Annotated in this window: 22 protein-coding genes and 1 pseudogene; 12 read left to right on the top strand and 11 right to left on the bottom strand. The window is 55.2% G+C overall.

Going from position 1 to position 24,689, the window contains the following annotated elements:
- The first annotated feature begins 344 nt into the window (after positions 1–344).
- The 3 genes from ACYQ12_RS10925 to ACYQ12_RS10915 all read left to right on the top strand — a co-directional run bounded on the left by ACYQ12_RS10925 (position 345) and on the right by ACYQ12_RS10915 (position 4,964).
- Entirely contained in the window at positions 345–1,754 is a 1,410-nt protein-coding gene (locus tag ACYQ12_RS10925; RefSeq protein WP_459871421.1) for a mannose-1-phosphate guanylyltransferase/mannose-6-phosphate isomerase, read from the top strand.
- 120 nt (positions 1,755–1,874) lie between these two features.
- On the top strand, positions 1,875–3,236 hold the full coding sequence (locus tag ACYQ12_RS10920) for an undecaprenyl-phosphate glucose phosphotransferase (protein ID WP_459871418.1): 1,362 nt from the start codon (positions 1,875–1,877) through the stop codon (positions 3,234–3,236).
- A gap of 588 nt (positions 3,237–3,824) precedes the next feature.
- The gene (locus tag ACYQ12_RS10915; protein ID WP_459871415.1) at positions 3,825–4,964 is read left to right on the top strand and encodes a polysaccharide export protein; all 1,140 of its coding nucleotides are present in this window, start codon (positions 3,825–3,827) and stop codon (positions 4,962–4,964) included.
- A 472-nt stretch (positions 4,965–5,436) separates the two neighbouring features.
- Here ACYQ12_RS10915 and ACYQ12_RS10910 read toward each other — a convergent pair whose 3' ends face one another.
- From ACYQ12_RS10910 to ACYQ12_RS10880, 7 genes and pseudogenes are all read right to left on the bottom strand, one after another.
- Positions 5,437–5,640: a hypothetical protein gene (locus ACYQ12_RS10910; protein WP_459871412.1), complete on the bottom strand. Its 204-nt coding sequence runs from the start codon at positions 5,638–5,640 to the stop codon at positions 5,437–5,439.
- A 38-nt stretch (positions 5,641–5,678) separates the two neighbouring features.
- Positions 5,679–6,035 carry a hypothetical protein gene (locus ACYQ12_RS10905; RefSeq protein WP_459871409.1) on the bottom strand — a complete coding sequence of 119 codons (357 nt, stop codon included), beginning with the start codon at positions 6,033–6,035 and terminating at the stop codon, positions 5,679–5,681.
- Positions 6,036–6,116: 81 nt separating this feature from the next.
- A pseudogene (locus tag ACYQ12_RS10900) lies at positions 6,117–6,239 on the bottom strand (flagellin); the annotation flags it as partial.
- A gap of 727 nt (positions 6,240–6,966) precedes the next feature.
- Positions 6,967–7,299 carry a flagellin N-terminal helical domain-containing protein gene (locus ACYQ12_RS10895; protein ID WP_459871406.1) on the bottom strand — a complete coding sequence of 111 codons (333 nt, stop codon included), beginning with the start codon at positions 7,297–7,299 and terminating at the stop codon, positions 6,967–6,969.
- Between the two features lie 336 nt (positions 7,300–7,635).
- Positions 7,636–8,442: a class I SAM-dependent methyltransferase gene (locus ACYQ12_RS10890; RefSeq protein ID WP_459871403.1), complete on the bottom strand. Its 807-nt coding sequence runs from the start codon at positions 8,440–8,442 to the stop codon at positions 7,636–7,638.
- A 60-nt stretch (positions 8,443–8,502) separates the two neighbouring features.
- Positions 8,503–10,911, bottom strand: coding sequence for an HAD family hydrolase (locus tag ACYQ12_RS10885; protein ID WP_459871401.1), 2,409 nt, complete (start codon positions 10,909–10,911; stop codon positions 8,503–8,505).
- Between the two features lie 878 nt (positions 10,912–11,789).
- Positions 11,790–12,677, bottom strand: coding sequence for a flagellin N-terminal helical domain-containing protein (locus tag ACYQ12_RS10880; protein WP_459871398.1), 888 nt, complete (start codon positions 12,675–12,677; stop codon positions 11,790–11,792).
- 337 nt (positions 12,678–13,014) lie between these two features.
- On the opposite strand from ACYQ12_RS10880, the gene ACYQ12_RS10875 reads away from it, so the two are divergent.
- The 7 genes from ACYQ12_RS10875 to ACYQ12_RS10845 all read left to right on the top strand — a co-directional run bounded on the left by ACYQ12_RS10875 (position 13,015) and on the right by ACYQ12_RS10845 (position 19,128).
- Positions 13,015–13,245, top strand: coding sequence for a DUF2835 family protein (locus ACYQ12_RS10875; protein WP_459871392.1), 231 nt, complete (start codon positions 13,015–13,017; stop codon positions 13,243–13,245).
- Between the two features lie 227 nt (positions 13,246–13,472).
- The gene (mntA, locus tag ACYQ12_RS10870) at positions 13,473–13,901 is read left to right on the top strand and encodes a type VII toxin-antitoxin system MntA family adenylyltransferase antitoxin (protein WP_459871389.1); all 429 of its coding nucleotides are present in this window, start codon (positions 13,473–13,475) and stop codon (positions 13,899–13,901) included.
- 99 nt (positions 13,902–14,000) lie between these two features.
- A complete protein-coding gene (gene hepT / locus ACYQ12_RS10865) occupies positions 14,001–14,342 on the top strand; it encodes a type VII toxin-antitoxin system HepT family RNase toxin (RefSeq protein ID WP_459871386.1) in 342 nt (113 codons plus the stop codon).
- Between the two features lie 176 nt (positions 14,343–14,518).
- On the top strand, positions 14,519–15,511 hold the full coding sequence (locus tag ACYQ12_RS10860; protein WP_459871384.1) for an adenosine deaminase: 993 nt from the start codon (positions 14,519–14,521) through the stop codon (positions 15,509–15,511).
- Positions 15,512–15,889: 378 nt separating this feature from the next.
- Positions 15,890–17,110 carry a 3-dehydroquinate synthase gene (locus ACYQ12_RS10855; RefSeq protein WP_459871381.1) on the top strand — a complete coding sequence of 407 codons (1,221 nt, stop codon included), beginning with the start codon at positions 15,890–15,892 and terminating at the stop codon, positions 17,108–17,110.
- Entirely contained in the window at positions 17,094–18,287 is a 1,194-nt protein-coding gene (eboE, locus tag ACYQ12_RS10850) for a metabolite traffic protein EboE (RefSeq protein WP_459871378.1), read from the top strand. Before ACYQ12_RS10855 ends, eboE begins: the two co-directional genes overlap by 17 nt.
- The gene (locus tag ACYQ12_RS10845) at positions 18,217–19,128 is read left to right on the top strand and encodes a UbiA family prenyltransferase (protein ID WP_459871375.1); all 912 of its coding nucleotides are present in this window, start codon (positions 18,217–18,219) and stop codon (positions 19,126–19,128) included. Before eboE ends, ACYQ12_RS10845 begins: the two co-directional genes overlap by 71 nt.
- Positions 19,129–19,334: 206 nt before the next feature.
- Here ACYQ12_RS10845 and ACYQ12_RS10840 read toward each other — a convergent pair whose 3' ends face one another.
- On the bottom strand, positions 19,335–20,717 hold the full coding sequence (locus tag ACYQ12_RS10840; protein ID WP_459871372.1) for an alkaline phosphatase family protein: 1,383 nt from the start codon (positions 20,715–20,717) through the stop codon (positions 19,335–19,337).
- Between the two features lie 354 nt (positions 20,718–21,071).
- Here ACYQ12_RS10840 and ACYQ12_RS10835 point away from each other — a divergent pair, with 354 nt between their 5' ends.
- On the top strand, positions 21,072–21,935 hold the full coding sequence (locus ACYQ12_RS10835) for an EboA domain-containing protein (protein ID WP_459871370.1): 864 nt from the start codon (positions 21,072–21,074) through the stop codon (positions 21,933–21,935).
- Positions 21,936–22,856 carry a TatD family hydrolase gene (locus tag ACYQ12_RS10830; RefSeq protein ID WP_459871367.1) on the top strand — a complete coding sequence of 307 codons (921 nt, stop codon included), beginning with the start codon at positions 21,936–21,938 and terminating at the stop codon, positions 22,854–22,856.
- A gap of 168 nt (positions 22,857–23,024) precedes the next feature.
- Here the strand turns inward: ACYQ12_RS10830 and ACYQ12_RS10825 are convergent, their stop codons facing one another.
- From ACYQ12_RS10825 to flgA, 3 genes are all read right to left on the bottom strand, one after another.
- The gene (locus ACYQ12_RS10825; protein ID WP_459871364.1) at positions 23,025–23,480 is read right to left on the bottom strand and encodes a flagella synthesis protein FlgN; all 456 of its coding nucleotides are present in this window, start codon (positions 23,478–23,480) and stop codon (positions 23,025–23,027) included.
- A gap of 14 nt (positions 23,481–23,494) precedes the next feature.
- Entirely contained in the window at positions 23,495–23,770 is a 276-nt protein-coding gene (flgM, locus tag ACYQ12_RS10820; RefSeq protein WP_459871360.1) for a flagellar biosynthesis anti-sigma factor FlgM, read from the bottom strand.
- Positions 23,771–23,913: 143 nt separating this feature from the next.
- A complete protein-coding gene (gene flgA / locus ACYQ12_RS10815; RefSeq protein ID WP_459871357.1) occupies positions 23,914–24,594 on the bottom strand; it encodes a flagellar basal body P-ring formation chaperone FlgA in 681 nt (226 codons plus the stop codon).
- Positions 24,595–24,689 lie beyond the last annotated feature (95 nt).

The following is a 24,689-nucleotide window of genomic DNA, read 5'->3' as shown; positions in this document are numbered from 1 at the left end:
AACGTCAAGGTAACGTTATTTTTATGCCAGTGTGCAGCTCTCATATTCTTGATGATGAGCGTCTGGAATCCGGGGTATTAGTTTTTCAATATTCGAAGCATTAAATGTACAGCTAAAAAATATTGGTTGTAGCGGGTTTTTCTGTAGCTCTTTTCAGGTTGTTATTTAAAATAAAAATCAAAAAAAATGGTTATAGACATAAAGTAGGACAATTGCTTTTATTACTAACAGCAAACTTATTGAAATATGTCGATAAATTCATTTTACGGCGGCTGATTAGTGTTAAGGCGAGCAGACCATGTCCTAACTCACGGCTATAGCCATATCGAAGGAGAACAACCGAAATGTTAACCCCCGTTATCATGGCTGGTGGTAATGGCTCTCGCCTCTGGCCTCTTTCCCGCCACCTGCGGCCGAAACAGTTCCTCAATCTCCAGGGCGAGGGCACGATGCTGCAGCAGACGCTGGCCCGGCTGGAGGGGCTGGAGACGTCAGCGCCAACGGTTATCTGTCACGAGGAGCACCGTTTCGTCGTCGCCGAACAGCTACGCCAGATCGAGGTTAACAATGCGCAGATTCTCCTGGAGCCTCTGGCACGCAACACGGCACCGGCTATCGCGCTAGCCGCGATTACCGCTGCCCAGCATGGCGAGGATCCTCTATTGCTGGTACTGGCAGCTGACCACAAGATCCATGATGTCGAAAAATTTCATGAAAGCGTGAAGCACGCACTGCCCTTGGCTGAGCAGGGGTACCTGGTAACATTCGGTATCGTGCCGACTCATGCCGAGACCGGTTATGGCTATATCCAGCAAGGCGACATGTTGGGCCTGGGGCCTGGTACCAAGGTCAAGCGGTTCGTGGAAAAGCCGGATATCGATACGGCATCTACCTATCTGGCATCACAGGACTACTGCTGGAACAGCGGTATGTTCCTGTTCCGTGCCAGTCGCTATCTCGAGGAACTGGGCACTCATTGTCCGGACATTCTCGATGCATGTCAGAAAGCCCTGAGCAGTGTCCAGAAGGATCTAGGGTTCACACGCCTGGATGCGGAGGCTTTTGCCGCGTGTCCTGCAGAATCCGTCGATTACGCCATCATGGAAAAAACCGATCGAGCCGCGATGGTGCCCATGGATGCGCGTTGGAGCGATATCGGCTCCTGGTCGTCCCTCTGGGAGATGAGCGACAAGTGCGAGTCGGGCAACTGCCTGACCGGCGATGTCATGTTCGAAGATACGCGCAATACCCTGGTGCGAGCCGAGAACCGTCTGGTTGCCACCGTAGGTGTCGAGGATCTGATGATCGTCGAAACCAAGGATGCCGTGCTGGTCGCCCATAAGGATCAGGCCCAGCAGGTCAAGCGTATCGTGGAGCGTCTCAAGGCCGAAGGCCGTCCCGAATATCAATGTCACCGGGAGGTGTTTCGCCCCTGGGGCTCCTACGACAGCATCGATAATGGCCAGCGTTACCAGGTCAAGTGCATCAGGGTCAAGCCTGGCGCCAAGCTCTCGGTGCAGATGCACCATCATCGCGCCGAGCATTGGGTCGTCGTATCGGGAACGGCCAAGGTCACGAACGGGGACAGAACCTACCTGGTCTCCGAAAACGAGTCGACGTTCATTCCGATCGGGCAGGTTCACGCTCTGGAAAATCCGGGAGTGATTCCCTTGGAGCTGATTGAAGTACAGTCCGGCTCCTATCTGGGCGAGGACGATATCGTCCGTTTCGAAGACAAATATGGTCGAGCCTGAAAACAAGCAAGACGCTATGTCCAACACGATTTTTTCAACTGCAGATCATCAGCGTGAGATGGCTTTAGCAGCCCTCGGAAAACAGGCAATGACTCGCCAGGGTGCTCGTAGGGAGGCCATATGAAAAGCTTGAATCCGATTCGAGGTGTCGCTCCGATCATCGACATCGTGGCCATCATACTGGCCGGTTTCCTCGCATATGGAGCGCGCTTTGAGAACTACATGCTGGCCGACCGGTATATCGTCGTACTGTTCGGCATGGCGCTGCTGGTCGTATTGATCAACCTCTTCAGTGGCGGTTACAACCGATGGCGCTCCACGCATCTGATGCGGCGAATCTATCGGCTGGTATGGGTCTGGGGCGCAATGTTCGCGCTGGTGGCGAGCTTCATGTTCCTGTTCCAGCAGGCTGAAACCTTTTCGCGTCAATGGGTGGTGTTCACTCTGGCATTGTCCTTCTGCTTTGCCTGCGCCGCTCGCGCTTTCCTGATGATGCTGGTCGCCTACCACAACATGCATGCGCGGCACCGCAAGCAGGTCTTTCTCGTGGGGCCCGGTGACGTGCTGCTGGATGTTGCCAGGTCCATGCGGGCCAACCAGCAGGAGGGATACGCCATCGCGGGGATATGCCGCTCCGCCGGCAGTCTCGATGTAGATCAACTGGCCTGTCTCGCACGTCGGATCAAGAAGTCGCAGGCAAGAGAAGTCTGGTTATGCATGCCGGTCAGGATGGGCGACAGTGTCAAGCCGATCATGCATGCCTTGCGTCATCTCACGGTAGAGATACGCTTCATACCGCAATTCTCCGAGATTCCTCTGCTCAACCATCGCGTTAGCCGCGTATCGGGCATGCATGCCATCGATCTGAGCGTATCGCCGATGACCGGTGGGGCGATATTCGTCAAACGGCTTGAGGATATCGTCGTGGCCAGCCTGATCCTGTTGGCCATATCGCCGGTGTGTCTGTTCGTCTCGCTGGCCATCAAGCTGACCTCGCCGGGCCCGATCATCTTCAAGCAGTACAGGACGGGCATCAACGGTGAAGATTTTCTCGTCTACAAGTTTCGCTCCATGAAAATACACGATGAGGCGGATGGCTGGGTCCGACAGGCGACCCAGGGTGATCCACGCGTCACGCGGGTCGGTGCCTTTATCCGCAGGACATCGCTGGATGAACTGCCGCAATTCCTGAATGTCCTGCAAGGCTCCATGTCGATCGTGGGCCCGCGGCCTCATGCCCTGGCTCATAACGATTACTACAAGGATCTGGTGGAATCCTACATGCAGCGTCACAAGGTGAAGCCCGGTATTACCGGGTGGGCGCAGGTGTGTGGCTATAGAGGCGAGACGGACACGCTGGACAAGATGCAGAAACGGGTCGAATGCGATCTCTGGTACATCAATAACTGGTCGCTGCTACTGGATATGAAGATTATCTTCCTGACTGTGTTCAAGGGATTTTCAGGCAAGCATGTTTATTGACTCCGCTGCTCATTATTACGGCCCACTCCATCCCTGCCGGAAGTCAAGATGAAATAGTCGTCATACTGAACGAAACGAAGCCAATGGTGCAAACCATTGGTTTTGTTTTTGCGCGAGTGGCGTGGCTGAGCAGTAACTAGCTAAAAAACATGAGACAAAGTCATTCATTAATACAGAGGGCATGATCTCTAAATTGTCAGTCGTATGGTTTTTTTAAAATCATTCAGATAATTAACTTTACCATAATGACAAGCGCGGTAGCATCGGCTAACGTCCTTACAAGACATGAGCGTTAATCGTTATTCATTAACCGGTAATCACCGGTCCACTTGTCAGGTAGAGAGTGTAGGAGGAGAGGATATATTGAGGCTGGAAAGTAATACCGCCGCCTGATAGCGCGATGCCGGACGGGGACTAAGAAGGCTTTAAGTATTAAGCGTCTTCCAATATCGAGGAGCCTTACGATGCTGGAGCGGGGCTGAATATTAAAAACATGATTTTGGCGGTTATAAGAGCGGTTATTGAAGTGCGGAACCATTCGATAGCCATGGTCAGGAAAAGGAACATCGAATTATAAGGATGACAAACATGAACCGGAAATCTCGCCAGCGGTGGTTACCTTTCGTTGCCGCCACCTGCCTAGCACTCACCACCCTGTCGGGGTGTGCATTATCTCCGGGCGGGCACATTGATTATGATGCCGAGGCCACACCGCTGGAAGGCCATGTCGATATCCAGCCGATTACCTTGCAACTGCTACGCGAGCAGAGCCAGACGCCGATGTACAGCATCGAGGATCTGGAAAAGCTGTACGGAAAGGACAAGTCGCTGGCCGATTATGAATACCGTATCGGACGTGGCGACGTTCTTTCGGTCATCGTTTACGACCATCCCGAGCTTACGATCCCTGCCGGCTCGGAGCGTTCCGCAACGGAATCCGGTCAAGTCGTCCACCCCGAAGGCAACATCTTCTATCCCTATATCGGGCAGGTCAAAGTCGCCGGTCGTACGGTGCGTGAAGTGCGCGACGAGATTCAGCGTCGCCTGACCGGCTATATCGCCGAGCCCCAGGTGGATGTTCGCGTGGCAGCCTTCAATTCGCAGAAAGTCTACGTCACCGGGCAGGTGAGCGACCCCGGGCCTTACCCGATCACCAATGTGCCCATGCGCGTACTGGACGCGATCAGTTACGCCTCCGGTCTCAGCGGCACGGCCAGCTGGCATAACATCGTGTTGACCCGCAATGGTCAGGACATCCGGCTATCGCTTTACGACATGCTGACCTACGGTGAGCTGGAGCAGAATCTGCTGCTGCAGGACGGCGATGTACTGCACATCCCCGATGCCGGTAACCAGAAAGTCTACGTGATGGGCGAAGTCAACGATCCGCTGACCATACCGCTACTCAACAGCCCGATCTCGCTGACCGACGCCCTTGCTCAGGCGGGAGGCATCAACGAAGGCCGAGCCAACGCCTCGGGCATCTTCGTCATCCGCCGCAACCCCGATATCAGCAACACCGACACCATTGCGACGGTCTATCAGTTGGATGCGCGTAACGCCACCGCCTTCATACTGGGTGCGCAGTTCATCCTGCAGCCGACGGATGTGGTCTATGTGACCGCCGCACCGGTCGCTCGCTGGAACCGCGTGCTGAGCCTGCTGCTGCCGTCACTGTCGACTATCTTCATGGCGACGGAAATTACCGACAACGTTCAGGATATGTGATCGGTCAGTACGGTTGATCAACAGAGCGGACCCGCTACCGAAAGGTACCGGGTCCGCTTTTTTGGATTTGCTGAGATGCACTCAATAACACGCAACATGGTGAATTTTGAGCAATATAACGCGTAGAAATTCGCGGCTTGCTTGTATTTGAGCAATTTATTGCACGGAGAGCCCGAGACCGCGCGCCTGATACTCCGTGACCTGATCAACGCAACAGTAGGATTCGAGGCGCTGGCCGAGGGTACCGGCAAGCCCGGCAAGAGCCTGCATCGTATGCTCTCCCGTCAAGTAATCTGGGAATGGACAATCCGGTAGCCTATTGGTGCGCTTCACAAGGCGCCGAAAGTCGATGTCAGGGGTCACACCGTCAGCGCGGCGTGACCAGAAAGATCAGGTAATTGGCCATGGGGCCACACACTTAGCGAGATGATAGAGACGTAATGTAAGTAAGCCGTAGCGAAAGGAGAGCGGCTCACGGCGCCTCGGTCTGTAACAGAAGATGCGTGTAGTGCTGCTGCTCATTGACCGCTTGCGTATATAGCGCATGGAGCCTGGCGTAATCCCCCGGCATCTCCTCCTCCATGCCCGTCGCCTCGAAGCGCTCCATCAGCTGGCGGGCGTCGACAATGGCATCCTCGAGTTTATCGATGACCTGCTGACATTCGGACTCATTCATATCGCTGCCTGCGAAGCTGTATGCTGGGACGTGAGCGATCACCCGGTCTGAATCTCGCGGACTCGTGTATAGAGCTGCCTGGCATTGTTGATCGCCACGCTTTCATGCGGATCGAGCTTCAGCATCGGGCCGGGATGGCGGCTGCCGGTATCGGTGAACTGCTTCAGCTCGTTGGCATAACGAGCTAAAAGATGATCCAGGTTCATCCTGATGATGGTGATTTCCAGCTGAAACTCCTGCTGCTGCTTCAATGCGCGTGCATGCTCTTCCGCGGTGCGGCTCTCTTCGAGCTTTGCCTGAAGCGTATCGTTGACCAGCTTTTCCGTGGCGTTCAGCTTGGGAATGACGTCATGCAGGAGATCCCGAGCGGATAGGTTGCTTTGAGCACTTGGCACTGTAGTTCCTTGAATATCTAGGCTTCCTGCTGGGAGCCGGCCCGATTCAGAACGGGGCAGCAGGGCATAGCCGACTCTTCACTATGATTGCAGTAGCGATAATACGGTCTGGGGCGTTTGGTTGGCCTGAGCCAGCATGGATGTAGAAACCTGCTGCAGGATCTGCGCCTTGGTCATGCTGGAAACCTCCACGGCATAGTCGGCAGGGATTTCATCCCAACTGAAAGTTGGCCAGAAAGCGCCTTTGCTAGTAACGAAAGGAGAAGGTCTTCTGTCGTTCGTTTCGTCGATGATGACTCGCTCAAGTGTCAGTACGCTTTTCGTCGAAGTTGGTATTGCTGGAAGCGGTACCGTTGTTGAACGGAGTGCCTACCATCTCAGTCAAGTCCGTATTCAAGCGGTCGCCATTACCGGAATAGGTGATCGTCATCCATTGTCCCATTGTCAGTTGTCAAGGTGACTGGAGGAGAGGCCTGGCTATACTGGTCGATGACATCGAGAAACTCGGTACCGTCGTAGGCAGCATTGGTCTGGAAGCCACTGTTCGGAGTTGCAACTCCTGTGCTGAGCACTGCTTCCGTATCGATCTCATTACTGAACCAGACAGCATGGTGGTATCCTCCGTGATAGGGGGGCCGACCAGGTACTTACCTGAGCGAGTGAAGACTTGCCGATCATCTTTATTACAAGAGTCGATTTCAATGACTAAACCCGTTGCGCTGGCAGAAATATAGGCCAAGTATTTTATACCAGATCGTATCGAAGCATCATTATCCGTTTCGATATCGACGACATGAGATGTATCGCCCAGCTTGACGGCTTTGGGACGAGGCTCCAGTGAGGTAAGGGGTTGTTTGTCGAAGATTTCCATATCCAATGTGATCCGGCCGATTTCACTGTGCAGTTGCTTGTACTCCTGATTGATCGAGGCTCAGTCGATATCCGACAAGGTATCGTTGGCCGTCTGGACTGCCAGTTTCCGGGGAATTAGCCCGTTTCCCTCCGTCTGTGCCAAGCTGATGCCATCGTTGATTCCGCGCGTCATCTGGCTGTTGGCACGCAGGTTGGCCTCCATTCGGTTGGTAATAGCAGTGCCCGCGGCGGCATCGCGAGCGCTATTGACGCGTAGCCCTGAAGGTGCGCGCTCCATGGCTGTGGCAAGGCCGTGCTGAGCGCGATTTTGGTACTGGCAAATTTCAACATATATTCCATCGAGATCGGACCCTGAACGCAGAGGCAGGATAGAAAATGTCTCAACGGCCATGTGCCTAGCGATGCGCCTGCGGGTCGAGCTGGGTGGCAAGAAAGCATAAATGCAGACGCATCTCATCGGATGCGCTGTGCAGCGTGTTGAACAGGTTGAAGCGCAGCGGGCATGCACAGCGTTGGCGCAGCAGCCCGCGACATGCAATAGCGTATCGTCTGCAGACAAGCTAGGTGAGGCGGGTGACGTGTCGGCGGGCATTTTGCCTCCTGATTGGGGTAGAACACAAGGTTATTGTCGGTTGCGCTTGAAGCTTGAGGCCGCTCTTTAAATTAGATAACGCCAGCAACTGTATAAGAGCATAATATGTAATTTATATGCTGTAGTTTTACTGCACTATGATAGTTTAAGCCCTTCTTGCCATTCTAAAACTTTAAGATAATTCAAGATTCTATTTTTTTCCAAATTCTTTAATAGTTCGTTTTCGTGGTAAGGAATTAAGAATTCAGCTATCTCTCGTGCTTTTTCGTGACTCTTTTCAAATAGAATGCCCAAGCCGAAAACGCCAGGGATATAAGCAAAGCAATAGCTTTCAGGGTCAGTTTTAATGAAATCTTCAATTGCTGTTAAAACTCCATTTTTAGGGCCGCCAAGATTCTTTGCGATAGCAAAGTTTCCGGCTCCATGAAATCCTCCTTCTACTAGGTTGTCAGAGTTAAGGTGGACACCTAAATCCCATGAATACTCATGCCTAAATTTTTCAGGTATGGAAGTGGGGTCATAATAAAAGTCTCTTCTGGCACATGGCCATGAGACATCATGCAAGGCTATTAAAAGTTTTCTGTTAGATTTAATAGATACATTTTTTATAGCAATCAACTCATGATATACAGTATACCAATTATGATCTCCGTCGACAAACCAAAAGTCTACATCTCTAGCTTCTTCAAGTGCGCTAAGACTATTTTTTAATATAATAGATACTTTATCTTCTTTACCTTTATGCCATTCATAGAAGGCTTTACTCGGCGATGGGTCAATGCCTAATATAGAAGAGTCTTGATTCTTTGCCCATTCATAAATAAGCTGTGTGTTTCCTGCGTGCTCAACACCAATTTCACACACTCTGTGCGGCTTAGCTATGTTGAGCAAAGGGATGGTTATTGATTTGAATTCTGCGAGAGAATGTATGAGTAGGTCCATTTGAGTTCCTTGTTAAAATTTATAGCTGGCAGGTGAAAATCCTGCGCAGCTTTCAGTAATTTATTGAAGTGGTGGGCGGAAAACAATTCGTATAATTTCCTCAACACCCTTGTTCGCCGGTATATAGATAAAACCATCCTGCTTGAAAGATAACAAGTTGTTGTTTAATTTATCTCCACTAATAAAGTAATCAATGGATTCGGTAGCCTTCTGCGTGTGGTCAGGCTCAAGGCCTGTTAAAAAAAATTCTTTTTCTATAAAGTTAATTTGATAGATTTCAACAGAATTGAAAATCCTTCCAAATAGCACGGCAATATCAAGGTTGCCGTGCGGTAACGTTAACGAATAAAGACCATCATATGTTAAACTGGCCTGTAATGTTTGGGTTAGCCCTTGTTTTCCTGAAGCGAATAATACCTCAACGTCTATGAGAGAATAAGTAGTATCTTGGGAGCTGAAATCTAAAGAGTTTCTATAGCTACTCATTAGCGAGATGGAAAGATCAAGGCTGATATTCCTTAGCTCAGCTGGGTAATTCATTCTCATGTTTGAGGTATTATCCTTAGTCAAAAAAAACGTTCCTTTCTCTCTGACTGTTGCTCTTCCCGCATTGGTATTTACCAATGATACTTGTTGGTCTGTGCCCAAGTTAATTTCAAAAGCAAGGGATTCTAAAAGCTTAACTTCCTCCTGAGTTGGGAAAAATATATACCTGGCCAAGTCAATGGCGGCTGATTTCCACATAGGAAGATTGCTTTTATTTATTTTTTCTCCGTATTGAAGTTGATAGCTTTTGACGAATTTTATTGTAGTATTTTGTAACTCTTTTATAGATTTCAAGGATGCAGGCTCCAAGCTGGGCTTTTTCCCATAAATAGGATCGCCTGACTCAGAGTAGTCGATTACCGTGCTGTCATTACTTGAATTTAGTATCTCGAAAGCAGCAATATGACGTGTCAGTGTGCTTATCGCTGAGCTATCTAATTTTTCTGGGTCAATTAAACCCTTTCTGTCTTCATGCCAATTAGGGGTTTTAGAAACTAAAAAATATAAACCTTTCACTTTAATTTCTAGCTCTCTTTCCATTATTTTGGAGAGAAAGTTTTGTGTTGTCCCTTCATACCCGAGGTCTACAAGGAAGAGCGTATCCCCTGGCTTTATACCTGTCTCCTTCAAAATATGTTTATACAACCTCGTTCTAAAATTTAAAGAATTACCTATGATCTCTTTAGAAGTCTTATTAGATAATACGAACTTTGCCAGCGCATTAGAGGGAAAGGCTGTTTGCTTGATATTTTTCAAAATCTTTCTTGTTTTTTCTTTAGAGAGTAAAAGCTGATTAAGTACCTCCTCTAGGTTGTCATTTCTCAAGAATCTTACTAAATATTGTTTGATGCTTTCCTTATCGACAAAGGAGCTAGCCAATGATGTGTAGCGACTAATGCGAAGATTGCTGTAATGTGAAGTATCTTCGGGAGACATCACTCTAACGGCTTCGCTTATGAGATGAGCATCACGCATCAAGAATGCGACTTTTTTATTTTTTTTCGGGCGCAACTCCTCCACAATAAATGAAGCAAAGCTAAAAGTGACTGGCCCTAGAAAACTATATGCTATTCTTTCTTCTCGTTTATGAATGATGGGAACGTTAGATGACATCCAAGCATGAAATGGAGAAAGCACGCCCTCTGTTTTTCCAATCTCTGAAAATAATATATTGGCGGGGTTGGCTCGCATTCTATTTATATTTTGTACACTTGCTATACTTTGTTCAAAGTGCCAAGCGTTAATCCCTTTTTTAGCTGGAGAAATGTAGTCAGCGTGTTTGTTATCGCCAATATGTAGTATATTATTTGGCGTTAATTTTTCTATTTTCAATACATGTGACCATAACCCTGTGGTTTTTGAAGCACCGTATTCGCTTGAGCAGTAAATAGCGTCAATATAATCAGTCGTGTTGCTTTCGGTCGAGTTCAGTATGGTTGCTAGTTGAAAGGATGAGAAATAAGTATCACTTACGATAGCTGTTTTCCAACCCTTTTTTTTGGCTATTTTTAAAAGCTCTAGCGCTTCCTGGAAGATAAATCCAAACTGAACTTCAGCGTTTATTTCAGATTTTTCTAATTCCGTAATGATGTCTTCGCTTATGCCGGGTAAGGCTTCTTCATAAATTTCCTTTAAGTTAACTTCCGTTGTTCCAGTGGTGATATTTTTTTTGCGACGTGCTTTTTGTTCTGCAATTATCCTATCCTGTGCGCTAATATTGTGTTCGTTTTTTATGTAAAAAAATATATCGGTTGGTTTGCTTAGGAACCTCCAGAATAGCGTATCAAAGCAGTCCATGGTTAGGACGCCTGGCGTATCCGATTCTAAAATCTTATCCCTAACTGAACGGAAAACATCACTTGCAACATTAATGTTGTTTTCATTGGCTAAGTGAGGAGAGGGAGGCGCTACACTAGTCGTCATTTTCTTTTCCAGAAATCAATAGGAAGCCGGCTGCACATTTTCTCATGGAATAAAAGGAGGGTTAGAGAGAAAAGCAGGCGAAAATCAGCCCTTTTTGTCTGTTGGTGCTGGTAGAATGAAACGATCCCTGAATTCGAACCAAGCGTTAAGCTCTGATCATGACTACTGGAGATAACGAGCATGAGCAGAGAACGCAAGCAGTACAGCAGCGGCTCCAAGGCCAAAATAGCCCTCGCAGCGCTCAAGGGCGGTCAGCCCCCATCAGAGCTTGCCGCACGGTTCGATAACTACCCCACCATAGTCAGCCAGTGGAGGCGTAAGTTGCTGATAACGTCACCGTCGTCTTCGAAGGCAAGACTGGCAAGACCGTTCAGAAGAGCCAGGAGGAGATCGATACCCTCTACCGTTAAATCGGCAAGCGACAGTGAAGCGAAATTTTTTATCACGCAAGCTCGATCGTTGAGCCGGACCTCCGCCTGGTCCTGGTCGAGCCGCAGGTGCCCGATGTCAGTCTCCGAAGGCATGCCAGTTGCTCGACATCAGCCACTCATCGATGTACTACTAACCCCGAGGCATGCGGGCCGAGAACCTGTCACTGATGCGCCTGATCGACGAAGAGCACCTGTACCCGAAGCCGCGCACCAGCCAGCCTGACGTAGGGCATCGGGTTTATCCTTGCCTGCTGAGGGATCGCGTCATCGGCCGTTCCAATCAGGCTTGGGTCATAGTGTGACCATATCCCAATAGCGCGAGGGTTTATGTATCTGGTCGCCATCGTGGACCGGCACAGCCGTCGTGTACTGGCCTGAAAGCTGGCTTTTTGCTTAACAGAAAGCCCCGCAATATGCGGGGCCTATATCGGGCTTGTTTAAGCTAACTTATCTTAGAAGGGAGAGAACGCTCTGTGGCGTTTGGTTAGCTTGGGATAGAACAGAGGTGCCAGCTTGTTGAAGAATATTTGCTCGCGTCATGTTCGACACCTCTGTTGCATAATCTGCATCTTGGATACGTGAGCGTGCAGCACTCAGATTGGTTGAGGTTGTCGTGATGTTATCGATTGCAGATTCGAATCGGTTCTGTACTGCACCAAGATCACTACGAGTATTATCTACAGCTTTCAGTTTGTTGTCTAAAGTAGCTAGAGCGTTTGTACTAAGGACATCAAAACCCTTATTAGTTATGTCGCGCGAATTTCCATTTACAATAGTTACACTGTTCGTGGCTGAAGTATCATACATATCCCAGCCTGTCGTGGAAGCCGATCCAGCACTGTTGGACTGGCCAATTTCAATAGAAATGGTTTCAGTATCATTCGCTCCAACTTGGATAGAGAAAGATGTGCCACTCGCTCCGCCAAATACATCTGTGCCATTGAAGCTGGTTTGCTCCGTCACACGATTAATTTCAGCAAGGCGCTCATTGACTTCTTTCTGGATGGAGTCGATGTCACTGGCAGAGTTAGTGTCGTTCTGGGCCTGCACGGTCAGCTCGCGGATGCGCTGCAAGTTGTCGTTGACCTGATCCAATGCACCTTCGGCAGTCTGGGCCAAGGAAATACCATCGTTGGCATTGCGGCTGGCCTGGTTCAGGCCAGTGATCTGGCTACTCATACGGTTGGCGATGGCCTGACCAGCTGCATCGTCCTTGGCGCTGTTGATACGCAGGCCGGAAGACAGACGCTCCATGGCAGTCTGCTGGGCAGACTGGGACTTGTTCAGGTTGTTCTGACCAATCAGAGCGGTGATGTTGGTATTGATAACTGCCATGACAATTTCCTTACTCTAGTAGGGGGCTGCTTTGGCGGGGCGCCTCTGGAGCCTGCCCCGCCGCAACGGCACCGTTGCCGTTACCCTGTTTATCGACGCGTGCGCAGAATGCTTTAGGAAAAAATGTAAATTTGTTGGTGGGGTGGGTAGCATCAGCTTCGCCTGGTGGTACCTTGGCCCCCGCGGGGCGAACCAATCGGTATGATCCCCAATGCCATGACAGGATTCTCGGCTGTCCTGGACCATGCATGGTTGTGACTATCCCCTTCGCACAGTGTCGCCGTGGGCTGGGGAGGGATTGTGATGTGTTGACGCTATTTGTTGGTCGGAAAGAAGAATGCCCAGTATCGACGTGGTGATCGAATTAACCGCTGCCCAGTGCCTGGCGCACTATCAGGGCGGCGTGCAGCAGGTTTATGCGCATAGCCTGGATGGGCGAAGGGTGATGTTTCCTGCCCGCGCGCTGCGCCATGTCGTGACCCGAGATGGGGTGAGCGGAGTGTTCCGACTGTCATTCAGCGAAGCGGGGAAGTTCGAATCGATCATAGCGTTGCGAGGCATTCCTTGACGGCGTGAAAGCATTGCCTGGAAGCGGCAGGTAGACAATCCATGCGTTACATGTAGCGCATAGGGGGGGGGCGAACGACTCCGGAGGCATGACCATCACCAATGACACGGGGCTTGGCAATCAGACGTGAAGGCGCTGCGGCATCGCTTGGAAATCGAAGCGCTTGCCGCCACGATCACGACGAATGCTACACTGCGGCATGTTTCCGACGTGTCGTGAGAACTGACATGACCATTGCGCACTCACCTGAAACGCGCCCTGACGAACCCACCGTTCTGTCACGTCTAACCGATCTGGTTCGTCGCAACCCGGATATCGATGTGCTCTGGCTATACGGCTCTCGGGCCAAGGGGATGGCGAGCGAGGACAGCGATTACGATCTGGCGGTTGCCTTTCGCTTCCCCGAGCGTGACCCTCTGCAGAAGCGCTTGCGTCCTGAGTTGCTGGCGCAGCAATGGCAGGACGAGCTGGCGCTTGCGGAAGGGATGCTCTCTGTCGTGGACATCAATCTGGCACCCGTGCCTCTGGCCATGGCCATCGTGCGCACTGGCAGGACGCTGTGCGTCAATAGCGCGCTAAGGCTGGCGCGGGAAGAAAATCGCATCACCTCGATGTGGGAGCTGGATTATCAGTACCATCGGCAACATTTTGCGTAGTCGAGCGATACATGGAGAACAAATGTGGAGCCTGAATATACCGCCGCGATGCAGGAACATATCGCGTAGCTTGCCGAAGAACTGGCGCAGCTGCATGAGATGACGCTGCCAACCGGTCAGCTTCCACCGTTACTCTATCGCGCTGCGGAGCGCAATCTGCAGTTGCTGACCGAAACCTGTATCGGTATTGCCAAACAGACACTGAAGGCCCGAGACACTGCCGTGCCCAATGATGCCCGCCAGACCTTTGCCAAGTTGCAGGCATTGGGCATGGATAACAGCGGCACGCCATGGAACAGGGTCGTTGGTCTGCGAAATGCGCTCGTTCACGACTATCTGAATCTGGACGCCGATATCGTGATTGGAATTATCCGACAGCGGCATTACCAACAACTGCTGGATTTCGCCAACGCACAGTTGAAAGGGCCTGGCGTCGGATGATTTCCATATCGTGGCCGCGCTGAGCACTGCCCTTAGACAGACGTAATTTTGCCCTCGGCTGCCGGCAGGCGGTTGACCGACCCCCTTCCAAGCTGACCGCTTGGTCGTATGGCACCTTTCCTGCATGCTATGGGGATAATTCACTACCCACCCAGGCGGCAGAAGGATATCGCTTCATGAAGGATTGGCTACGCACACTTCCCAAGGCGGAGCTGCACTTGCATATCGAGGGTTCGCTGGAGCCGGAGTTGATGTTTGCCCTGGCCGAGCGCAACCAGGTGAAGCTGTCCTACGCATCGATCGAGGAGGTACGGGCGGCCTACGACTTTCATGATCTGCAGTCCTTTCTCGATCTTTACTATCAAGGCATGGGCGTACTGAAGACCGAGCAGGATTTCTATGATCTGGCCATGGATTACTTCACCCGCGCTCAGGCCGAGGGGGTGGTGCATGTCGAATTGTCCTTCGATCCCCAGGCGCACCGAGCCCGCGGCATCGAACTGGCGGTTCCCTTCGAGGGGCTGAAGCGCGCCATGCAGCAGGCTCATGAGCAGTGGGGCATGTCCACGGCGCTGATCATGAGTTTCCTGCGCGATCGCGATGCCGATGAGGCCATGCAGGTGCTGGAAGACGCCAAGCCCTATTACGAGCTGATCGATGCCGTGGGGTTGGACAGCGCTGAACGTGACCACCCGCCACGCAAGTTCGCCGAGGTATTCGCGCGTGCCAAGGCATTGGGTATCCCGCGGGTGGCGCATGCGGGCGAGGAAGGGCCGGCGGCATATATCGAGGAGGCACTGGATGTTCTCGACGTGTGCCGGATCGACCACGGCGTGCGTTGTCTGGAAAGCGACGCGCTGGTGGAACGCCTCAGGAAGGAACGCATTCCGCTGACGGTCTGTCCGCTGTCGAACGTGCGCCTCAAGGTGGTGGATGCCATGACGGAGCACCCCTTGCCCAAACTGCTGAACGCCGGCCTCAAGCTGACGATCAACTCCGACGACCCGGCGTACTTTGGCGGTGGCGTGCTGGATAACTACCTGGCTTGTCATGCTGCCTTCGGTTGGGACAAGGCGACGTTTACCGAGCTGGCAAAAAATGCCATCGACGTGGCTTTCATGGAAGAGACGCGACGCCAGGAACTGCTGGTACAGTTGAGCGCTGGTTAGTCGTTATCGGCGCAGCCATCGAATTGAATTGAACGCGATGAGACCTCATCGCGTTTTTTTATGGACGATTTGTTATGGAGGTACTCCTGTAAGAGAGTAATCATGAGATTAATAACATATTCAATATTAATTTTCTGATTTTCGACATGGTAAAACTCATATTCGAATTACGCTTTCAGAATGGTTAAATTGATTATTACTTTTCTCTGATGATCCTTGTGATCAGTGCCCGGTTTTATGTATTGTTATGTTATTGAAATCATGGCCACCGCTTTTTTAAATATTAATTCCTTCCCTGAATCGAGCTTAATGGCTCTTGGGTGGCATGCTCCATGACAAGTCATATTTCCACTATTGCGTTGAGCAAGGACACTGCCGATGGCGATCACAGAGACTCAGGTGGCCGGTAATAATCACGCCACAACCGTTATCAATTGGCAGCGCTTCTCGGTGCCATACGAATACCCCGTGGCGTTTACTCGGGGGCTGTTTTCACCGGCGAATTTCCTGCTCGCGGATATGCTGGCGTTAAAGGAGCCGCACAAGCGTCACAAATGCCTGGTGTATCTCGATAGCGGACTTGCCGAGGCTCAGCCGGATCTGATCGAGCGTATCGAGGCCTACTTTGCGGCACATGCGCAGATAGAACTGCTGGCATCTCCCGCGCTGGTCCCCGGCGGTGAACGGATCAAGGCGGAGCCGGGATATGTCGAGTCCATCCAGAATGCCATCCATCGACTGGGTGTGGACCGCCATTCCTACGTGATCGCCATCGGCGGCGGGGCGGTGCTGGATGCGATCGGCTTTGCCGCGGCCACGGCGCATCGCGGCGTTCGTCACATTCGTATCCCCTCCACGGTACTGTCGCAGAACGATAGCGGCGTCGGGGTGAAGAATGCCGTCAATCTCAACGGCGTGAAGAACTTCATGGGCTGCTTCGCCCCTCCCTGGGCGGTACTCAACGATTTCGATCTGCTGGAGTCGCTGTCCCGCCGCGAGCGCATGGCCGGTATCTCCGAAGCCATCAAGGTCGCCCTGATCCGCGACCGGGAGTTCTTCGAGTGGCTGGAGGCCAACGTCGACGGCTTGAACGCTCACGAGCGCGACGTCGAGGAGCACATGATTCGCCGGAGCGCGGAGCTGCACATGCGCCAGATCGCGCACGGCGGCGATCCTTTCGAGCTGGGCTCGGCCCGGCCGCTGGATTTCGGTCACTGGGCGGCACACAAGCTGGAAGCGTTGACGCATCATGAGGTCCATCACGGCGAGGCCGTGGCCATCGGCATGGCGCTCGATGCGCGCTATTCGGTGCTGACCGGCCTGCTGCCGGACGGAGAGGATGTACGTATCGTCTCGCTGCTGGAAGGGCTCGGCCTGGCGACGTTCCATCCGGCACTGGCGTCGTCAGGGAAGGGCGGAGAGGCGCTGATACTGACCGGGTTGCAGGAGTTTCGCGAGCACCTCGGGGGCGAGTTGACGATCACCCTGCTGGCGGACATGGGGGTGGGCGTCGAGATTCATGCCATGAATCCCGAGCTGGCCATGCAGGCCGTTGCCTGGCTCCAGGCGCGCGAGGTGGACCATGCGCTTGCCGGATGACCTGGGCCAGCTCACCTATTGCCTGAACATCCACCCGACCCAGACCTGGGCGGAGGCCCGCGCGGCGCTCACCGGGCCGGTGCGTGCGGTCAAGGCTCTCGTCTCGCCCGATGCGCCCTTTGCGGTAGGGCTGCGTTTCTCCGCCGAAACCGTCCAGGCACTGTCATCGCCGGAATCCCGGGCGGAGCTTGTCGCGCTGTTGGATGAAGAGCGCTACCGGGCCATCACGGTCAATGGTTTTCCCTATGGGCCGTTTCATGGCATGCGGGTGAAGGAGGATGTCTACCAGCCCGACTGGCGCACCGAGGAACGGCTGGCCTACACCACGGCGCTGGCCGATCTGATGGCGGCGATCACGCCGGCCGGGGAGTGGGTCAGCCTGAGTACGGTGCCGGGCAGCTTCAAGCCGCTGAGCCAGGGGACCGAACAGGCGATGGCCGACAGGATGCTGCGTGCGGCTGCGCATTGCGTGGCACTGAGGCAGCGTACCGGCGTAGGAATCGCGCTGGCTCTGGAGCCGGAGCCTTTCTGTTTCCTGGAAACGATCGCCGAGACGACGTCGTTCTTCTCACAATACTTGTACTCGGATGCCGCGGCGCAGCGGCTGGCGCAACTGAGCGGCCTGTCCGTGACGGAAGCCGCCGAGGCCTTGCCGATGCACTTTGGGCTCTGCTACGACGTCTGCCACGCGGCAGTCGAATTCGAGGATCCCGTCGCCAGCATCGCGGCACTGCGTGCCGCGGGGATTCCGATCCACAAGCTGCAACTGAGTACGGCACTGCGTGTCGCCGAGGTGAACGCCGAGACGCGTGAGGCGCTGGCGGCATTCAGCGAGCCGACCTATCTGCATCAGGTCGTGGCCCGCGGGCCCTCGGGGCTCGCGCGCTACGCCGATCTGCCCGAGGCGCTGGCGCGCGGGGCGGCGGCGGATGGCGAGGAGTGGCGTATCCATTTTCATGTGCCGGTCTTCGCCAGCACCTTCGGCGTGCTGGGGACGACGCAGCCCTTCCTGGAAGAGATTCTCGCGTTGCATCGCCGCGAACCCATCGCGGCGCATCTGGAAGTCGAAACCTACAGCTGGAACGTACTACCTGAGGAACTCAGACATGACAGGATGGAAGATGCCGTGGCAGGCGAGCTTCGCTGGGTCATGGAGCGGCTGGTCGAACGGGCATAAGTGGCTCAAGCTCGGCCGTGTATCGAACCTGCCCACGGTCTGGTCGAATGGCATCGCCGGTTGGGTGCTGGCGGGCGCCTCGCCGGCAGCCGGGAACCTGTTGCTGCTGCTGTTCGCGTTGTCGCTTTTCTATGTCGGCGGCATGTATCTGAACGATGCCTTCGATGCCGAGATCGATGCGCGTGAGCGCGCCAACCGACCGATCCCGCTGGGTGAGGTGTCCCGAGGCCTCGTCTATGCGCTGGGCTTTGTCATGCTGGGGCTGGGAGCGACGCTGTTGTTCTTCATCGGCGTGCCGGCGGGGCTGGGCGGTCTGGCGCTGGGCACGGCCATCGTGGCCTACGACTGGTGGCACAAGCGGATTGCCCTGGGCCCGGTGATCATGGGCGCCTGCCGGCTGCTGGTCTACTTCACCGCCGCGCTGAGTGCAGGGGCGAACGTGGAGAGCGCCGTCGCGATCGGTGCTCTGGGGCTGTTCTGCCATGTGGTGGGCCTGACCTATGCCGCCAAGCAGGAAGCCTACGACCGGATCGGTTCCGCCTGGCCGCTATTGGTCATGCTCGTGCCGGTCGGTATAGCGACATGGCTGGCGGTCAGTGCGGAGGGCATCGTGGGCTTCGTGCTGCTGACCGCCTATGTCGGCTGGGGATGCTGGGCGTTGCGTCTGCTGTTTCGGCGCCAGCCGGGCGACGTGCCGAAAGCCGTGGTCAGCCTGATCGCCGGCATCTCGCTTTACGACGCGGCGCTCGTGGCCGCCGTCGGAGCGTATGGCCTGGCGGGACTTGCCGTTGGGGCTTTCGGAGCCACGCTGGTGCTGCAGCGGATCGCACCGGGAACGTAGAGCGCCAAAGCCGCAGATGGAAAGCCAGAACCAAAGCCAAGCATCGGGGATGCCGCCAGCGCGGCATCCCTTTTTTTCGGGTCGGATTCTTTGAAGCAGGCTCTTTGAAACAAGTTCTTTGAAGTAAGGCCCCGTGAGGATATAACGTCCTGCGGTAGACGGAGGGTACCGCTTCATGCAGTTCGATCTGTCAGGAGCCTTTCTGCTCAGTCGAACACATGCGCAAGGGTCAGGCGCTTGAAGTCGGTGGCGTCCACGGCGCCTTCCGGCAGCAGGTCGGCCTCCGAGGAGATGACCAGCGGCCCTTCCTGCGGGTCGTCGGTGATGCGTCCGTGAGAGCCTTTCACCAGTTGGGTGTCCTTGAGTGAGATCACGTCCAGCAACTGGCGGAACCCCATCTTGCGCTTGCCCACCCGCCAACCGGCGGAGAAGAGGGGCCACTTGAGCGTGGGGTCGAAGAAGAGTTCCACCGGGTCGTAGCCGGGCTTGCGGTGGATATCGACGGTACGGGCATAATCGGGCGCGCATGTATCGTCCAGCCAGTAGTAGTAGCTGAACCAGCGATCCGGCTTCGAGATGGCGACCAGTTCCCCCGAGTTGGGGTGATCGAGCCCGTTGGCATGCATGGCGTCGCGATCCCACACCGCTTCGACGCCGTCCAATGACTCGATCAGCGCCTTGATCTCGCCGGTGCGCTGCGTGTCCTGTACATAGATATGCGCGATCTGATGATCGGCCACGGCGAAGGCGGCCGACGCGCCTGGGTCCAGTTGCTCACGCCCCTTCTCGACCCGTACCGCGATCAGGCCCGCCTGACGCAGGGCGCGGTTGATATGCACCGCGTCGGTGGTCGGGGTGATGCCGTACTCCGAGACGACAATCACACGCCGCCCTTCTTTGTCTGCCGCATCGATCAGCTCGCCGCAGAGCGCATCGATCTCCTCAAGGTCCTGCTGAATGCGCGGGTGCGTCAGGTCCGGGCCCAGACGCTGCAGGTTGTAGTCCAGATGGGGCAGGTAGGTCAGGGTCAGCGTGGGGTTGCGCGTCGCCATGATGTGCAGGGTCGATTTCGTGATCCAGTCGCTCGAGGAGATGTCCGCGGCAGGGCCCCAGAACTTGAACAGCGGGAACTGGCCGAGCTTGGCATCCAGTTCATCATGCAGCTCCGGCGGATAGGTGTAATGATCGGGAATCTTGCGCCCGTCGGCCGGATACATCGGGCGGGGCGTGGCGCTCCAGTCGGCGCTGGCGTACATGTTGTACCACCAGAACATCTTGGCGCAGGTGAAGTCGGGATTGCGCGCCTTGCCGGTTTCCCAGATCTTCTCGCCGCCGATCAGCCGGTTGGATTGGCGCCATAGCCAGACTTCCGAGAGATCGCGAAAATACCAGCCGTTGGCCACGGCGCCATGCTCGGCGGGGGGCAGGCCGGTCACCAGCGTGGACTGCACGGTGCAGGTCACGGCCGGTGTCACCGTGTTGAGCGGTCGCATGCCGCCACGCTTGGCCAACGCTGCCAGGTGCGGCGTATGACGACCGACCAGGCCGGGAGTCAGGCCTACGACAAGAATCACGAGTGTACTGTTCACGACATGCCCTGCTGAGGTGTGTTAACGGGAGAAGCGCCGCTCCGATCCTCTCATGTGATAGCCGGAGTCGGTGTCTGCCTGGGTGAGCTTCCTTGCAGTATCTTCACGTTTGCAGCACAACGATTATCAATGCGTTGCAATTAACTCAAGTCGTTGTGCATGAGAGGGGATAAATTAATGCATAAACATGGTTTTATTGATTGCTCATGCTTTTTGAAACAGGAGATTCATGATGGATCCGTTTTGATGGAGCATGATAAATAACGGTTTATGTCACTATATAAATCATATTGGTAAACAAGAGATACGCAATTAATGTGAAGGCTCCTTGCAGGGGAACCAGGGGAGTCAAACATGTCTGTTCAAGCATTTGAGCTTTTACGCTATTGGGTGATACGCCAGTCGGGGGAGCAGGGCAGTTGGTTCGGTAACTGTCTGGATGCACTGGCCGCTGGCAGTACCGAAAGAGAATTGCATATCGTCATGGGATTGGCGCCGCGCCGGTTGGGCAAGGCGGATCTGGCGCTGTCCCGGGAGGAACTGGCGCAGGCGAATGACGCCCGGCCCGGCTGGAACCCGCAGGGCTGGAGTGTGGATGGTGCGGCCCGGGTGGCGGCGCTTCTGGCCTTCCGCGGCGAGCGCGCATTTGTCGACACGTTCAAGGACCTGCGCCGCACCGCGGACGTCAGCGAGATGATCGCACTCTATCGAGGGCTGCCGCTCTATCCCGAGCCGCAGGGTCTGGCATTCGAAGTGGGCGAGGGGCTGCGCTCGAACATACGGGCGGTCTTCGAGTCCATCGCCCATTACAACCCCTATCCGCGCGACCATTTCGACGATCATCGCTGGAATCACATGGTATTGAAGGCGCTGTTCGTGGGTAGCCGTCTGGGACCCATCTGCGGCCTGGACGAACGCGCGAACCCGGAGCTGGCGCGTATCCTGGTGGATTACGCGCATGAGCGCTGGGCGGCGAAGCGCTCGGTTTCTCCTGAACTCTGGCGTTGTGTGGGACCCTTCGCCGAGGAGGTCGGCGCCTTCGAGGAACTGAAACGCGCCTTGGCCGGCAGTGCCACCGAACAGGCGGCAGCTGCGCTGGCGCTCTTCTCCAGCCCGAGCGTCAGGGCCCGCGAGATTCTCGAAACGACACCACTGATGGCGGACCTGGACGAAGGTCGCGTCAGCTGGGACTCCCTGCCCGCCACTGAGGTCGCCTGAATGTTCATCGATCCGCACGCTCACATGATTTCCCGCACCACCGACGACTATGAGGCCATGGCAGCGGCCGGCGTCGTCGCACTGATCGAGCCGGCGTTCTGGCTGGGACAGCCACGCACCTTCGTCGGCACCTACGTCGATTATCTTTCCACCATCGTCGGCTGGGAGCGGTTTCGTGCCGGGCAGTTCGGCATCCGGCACTACTGCACGGTGGGGCTCAACTCCAAGGAGGCCAACAACGAGGAACTCGCCGAGGGAGTGATGGAGTGGCTGCCGCGGTTTGCACTGAAGGAGGGCGTCGTCGCCATCGGCGAGATCGGCTATGACGAGCAGACGCCGCTGGAGGACAAGTACTTTCGTGCCCAACTGGAACTTGCCCGGGAACTCAAGCTGCCGGTCATGGTGCATACGCCGCATCGGGACAAGAAACGCGGCACGTCCCGCTCGATGGATGTCTGCGAGGAGATGGGAGTCGATCCGTCATGGGTGGTGATCGATCACAATAATGAGGAGACGGTTGCCGAAGTGCTCGACCGCGGTTTCTGGGCGGGCTTTTCCATCTACCCTTCGACCAAGATGGGCAATGCGCGCATGGTCGAGCTGCTCAAGCAATACGGGGGTGAGGGGATCATCGTCGACAGCGCCTGCGACTGGGGCATATCCGATTGTCTGGGGGTGGCCAAGACCGCCAGGCTGGCACTCGAGAGCGGTATCCCCGAGGACACGGTACGCAAGGTGACTTATGCCAATACGCTCGAGGTGTACGGCAAGAGTGGCCAGATACGTGAGGAGGACTGGCTCAGTCCGCCGGAGATCGATCAGCGCACCCTGTTCGAAGGCAACTCGATCCTGCGCGGCGGACGCGAGCCGCGTATCGAGGCGCCCGGTGAGCGCCGCGCCGGCAAGTTGCTGATCGAATAGCCGTGAAGTCTGGCGGAAGGCGGGGGCGGCAGAAGGTGGGGTGACAGGAGTCGGGCGGCGATGAGAATGACAGAAAAAACGCAACGAGCCCGGGGCTTGACCGGACTCTATTCCGCCAACCTGCCATGTTCGACGGGATACCTGTTCATCAAATGTCCTTGCGCAGGCTCATGCGCGGGAACTGACGCCTCCTCCAAACCCCTTGCGCCGTGACTGGCCGTTGGGACCGTAGAGCGCGCTGCCTGCCGCTTCCGACAGGAAGTTGATGGTTCGCTGGTTGTGCTCCAGGCGCAACTGAATCACCAGGCCGTTCATGCGATTCTTCTGACGGGCCTGTTCGGCCAGGGTTCGCATCGCCTGCCAGTCGTCGTGACAGGCGTTCGCCTGGGCCGCGCGTTCGGCACCACGCTGGCCGTCGCCGTAGCCTGCCGCGCGCTGAGCGGCCAGGCGGGCATGTTCCTGTTCTTCCATCTCCGCCGCGATGCGCTGCTTGTCGACGGCGAGGCGGGACAACGACTCGCCGTCGATCCGACCCTGAGCGAGTTGCAGGTGCTCCTCGTCGAGCAGGGCGACGAAGGTTTCCAGAGCCGCCTTCTGGCGGGTCAGGCAGTCACGGTAGTTCATGCAGGCTTTCATCCTTACTCGCCGAGCAGGTCTCGTACGCTCTGGATGAGACCGTCGGCAATCTTGTCTGAGCGAATATCGAGGCGGCCTTCGCTGATGGCCTGGCGAATCTCGGCAACGCGTGCCGTGTCGATATCCTGAGCGTTATCGCCGGAGGCCGCCTTGCTGAGGGTTGTCACCGTCGCCGAGCTGGCCGGGGCATTGTGCGCGGTATCGCGTACGCCGGAAGTATTGTCGGACTTCTCCAGCGACGAAGGGCGAGTTAACGAATGCAATGTATCGATTTTCAAGGTTCTGATCTCTTGAAAGCGGGCTTGTAGGGAGTATCGGCCCTGCAGGCCAAAGCTTTAGGGATTGGCTGGATAAATTCAGCGGTTCCTTGGAACAGCCATTGCAATTTTAGTGCCCTGTCATCTGTTCTTCGAATCGGCGATCAGAACGCAACGTCGAGCCGGCTCTGCCCACTCACTTGTCCGTGCAGGATATCGCCGCTGTCCGTCCGGGCGCGTATCGAGGCCCCCAGCCCGCCGCTCTCGAGCGCCTTCGCCTCACGCGTGATACGAAATCCCGCTCCTTGCGCCACCAATGTCACCGGTTCGCCACGCCGGACCAGATAGCGCTCCCGGATCATCGAGGGCTGCAGGGTCGTACCGGCGGGAATGCGCCGGGTCGTGACCGCACCGACTACGGTGCCGGGATCGTCCAGCCACTGTCTTGGCAGTCGGTTCTGATCGGCGATGTCCCACTCGAGCATGTCCCGGGTGACGATGTCGCCGGGAGCGATGTCGCGCCCGGCAATCAGATGGCGAACGCTGATCGAGACCGTGGCCTGCAGGTAGCGTGTCTGATCGCCACAGCGGACCCCGACCGTCACCCGCCCCTGTGGGGGCCCCGAGCGCGGCAGAAAGGGCTCGGGATTGTCGCATTGCGGCAGGCGCACCGGGGAGGGCTGAACCTCCACGCTGACCGATTCACCTTCGGCTTGCGCATAGAGAAACGACTCCACCGTGTCGATTACATCCTGATCGCTGGCCGCTGCCGGCGATGCCACGGACAGCGCGACGAGTGCCGCAATCAGTAGTGCCACGCCATGCAAGCCCATGCGGGACCTCATGCGGGATAAAGCCCCGATATACCCGGACAGACGAAGCGTTTTTCGCCAATTGCTCGTGTTGCGCTGCGTCATGATAAACCCCGTTGGCATTGCCG

The organism is Halomonas shantousis, assembly GCF_054654615.1.
Note: the sequence above shows the minus strand (reverse complement) of the source record. Positions and strands in the feature narration are given on the sequence as shown.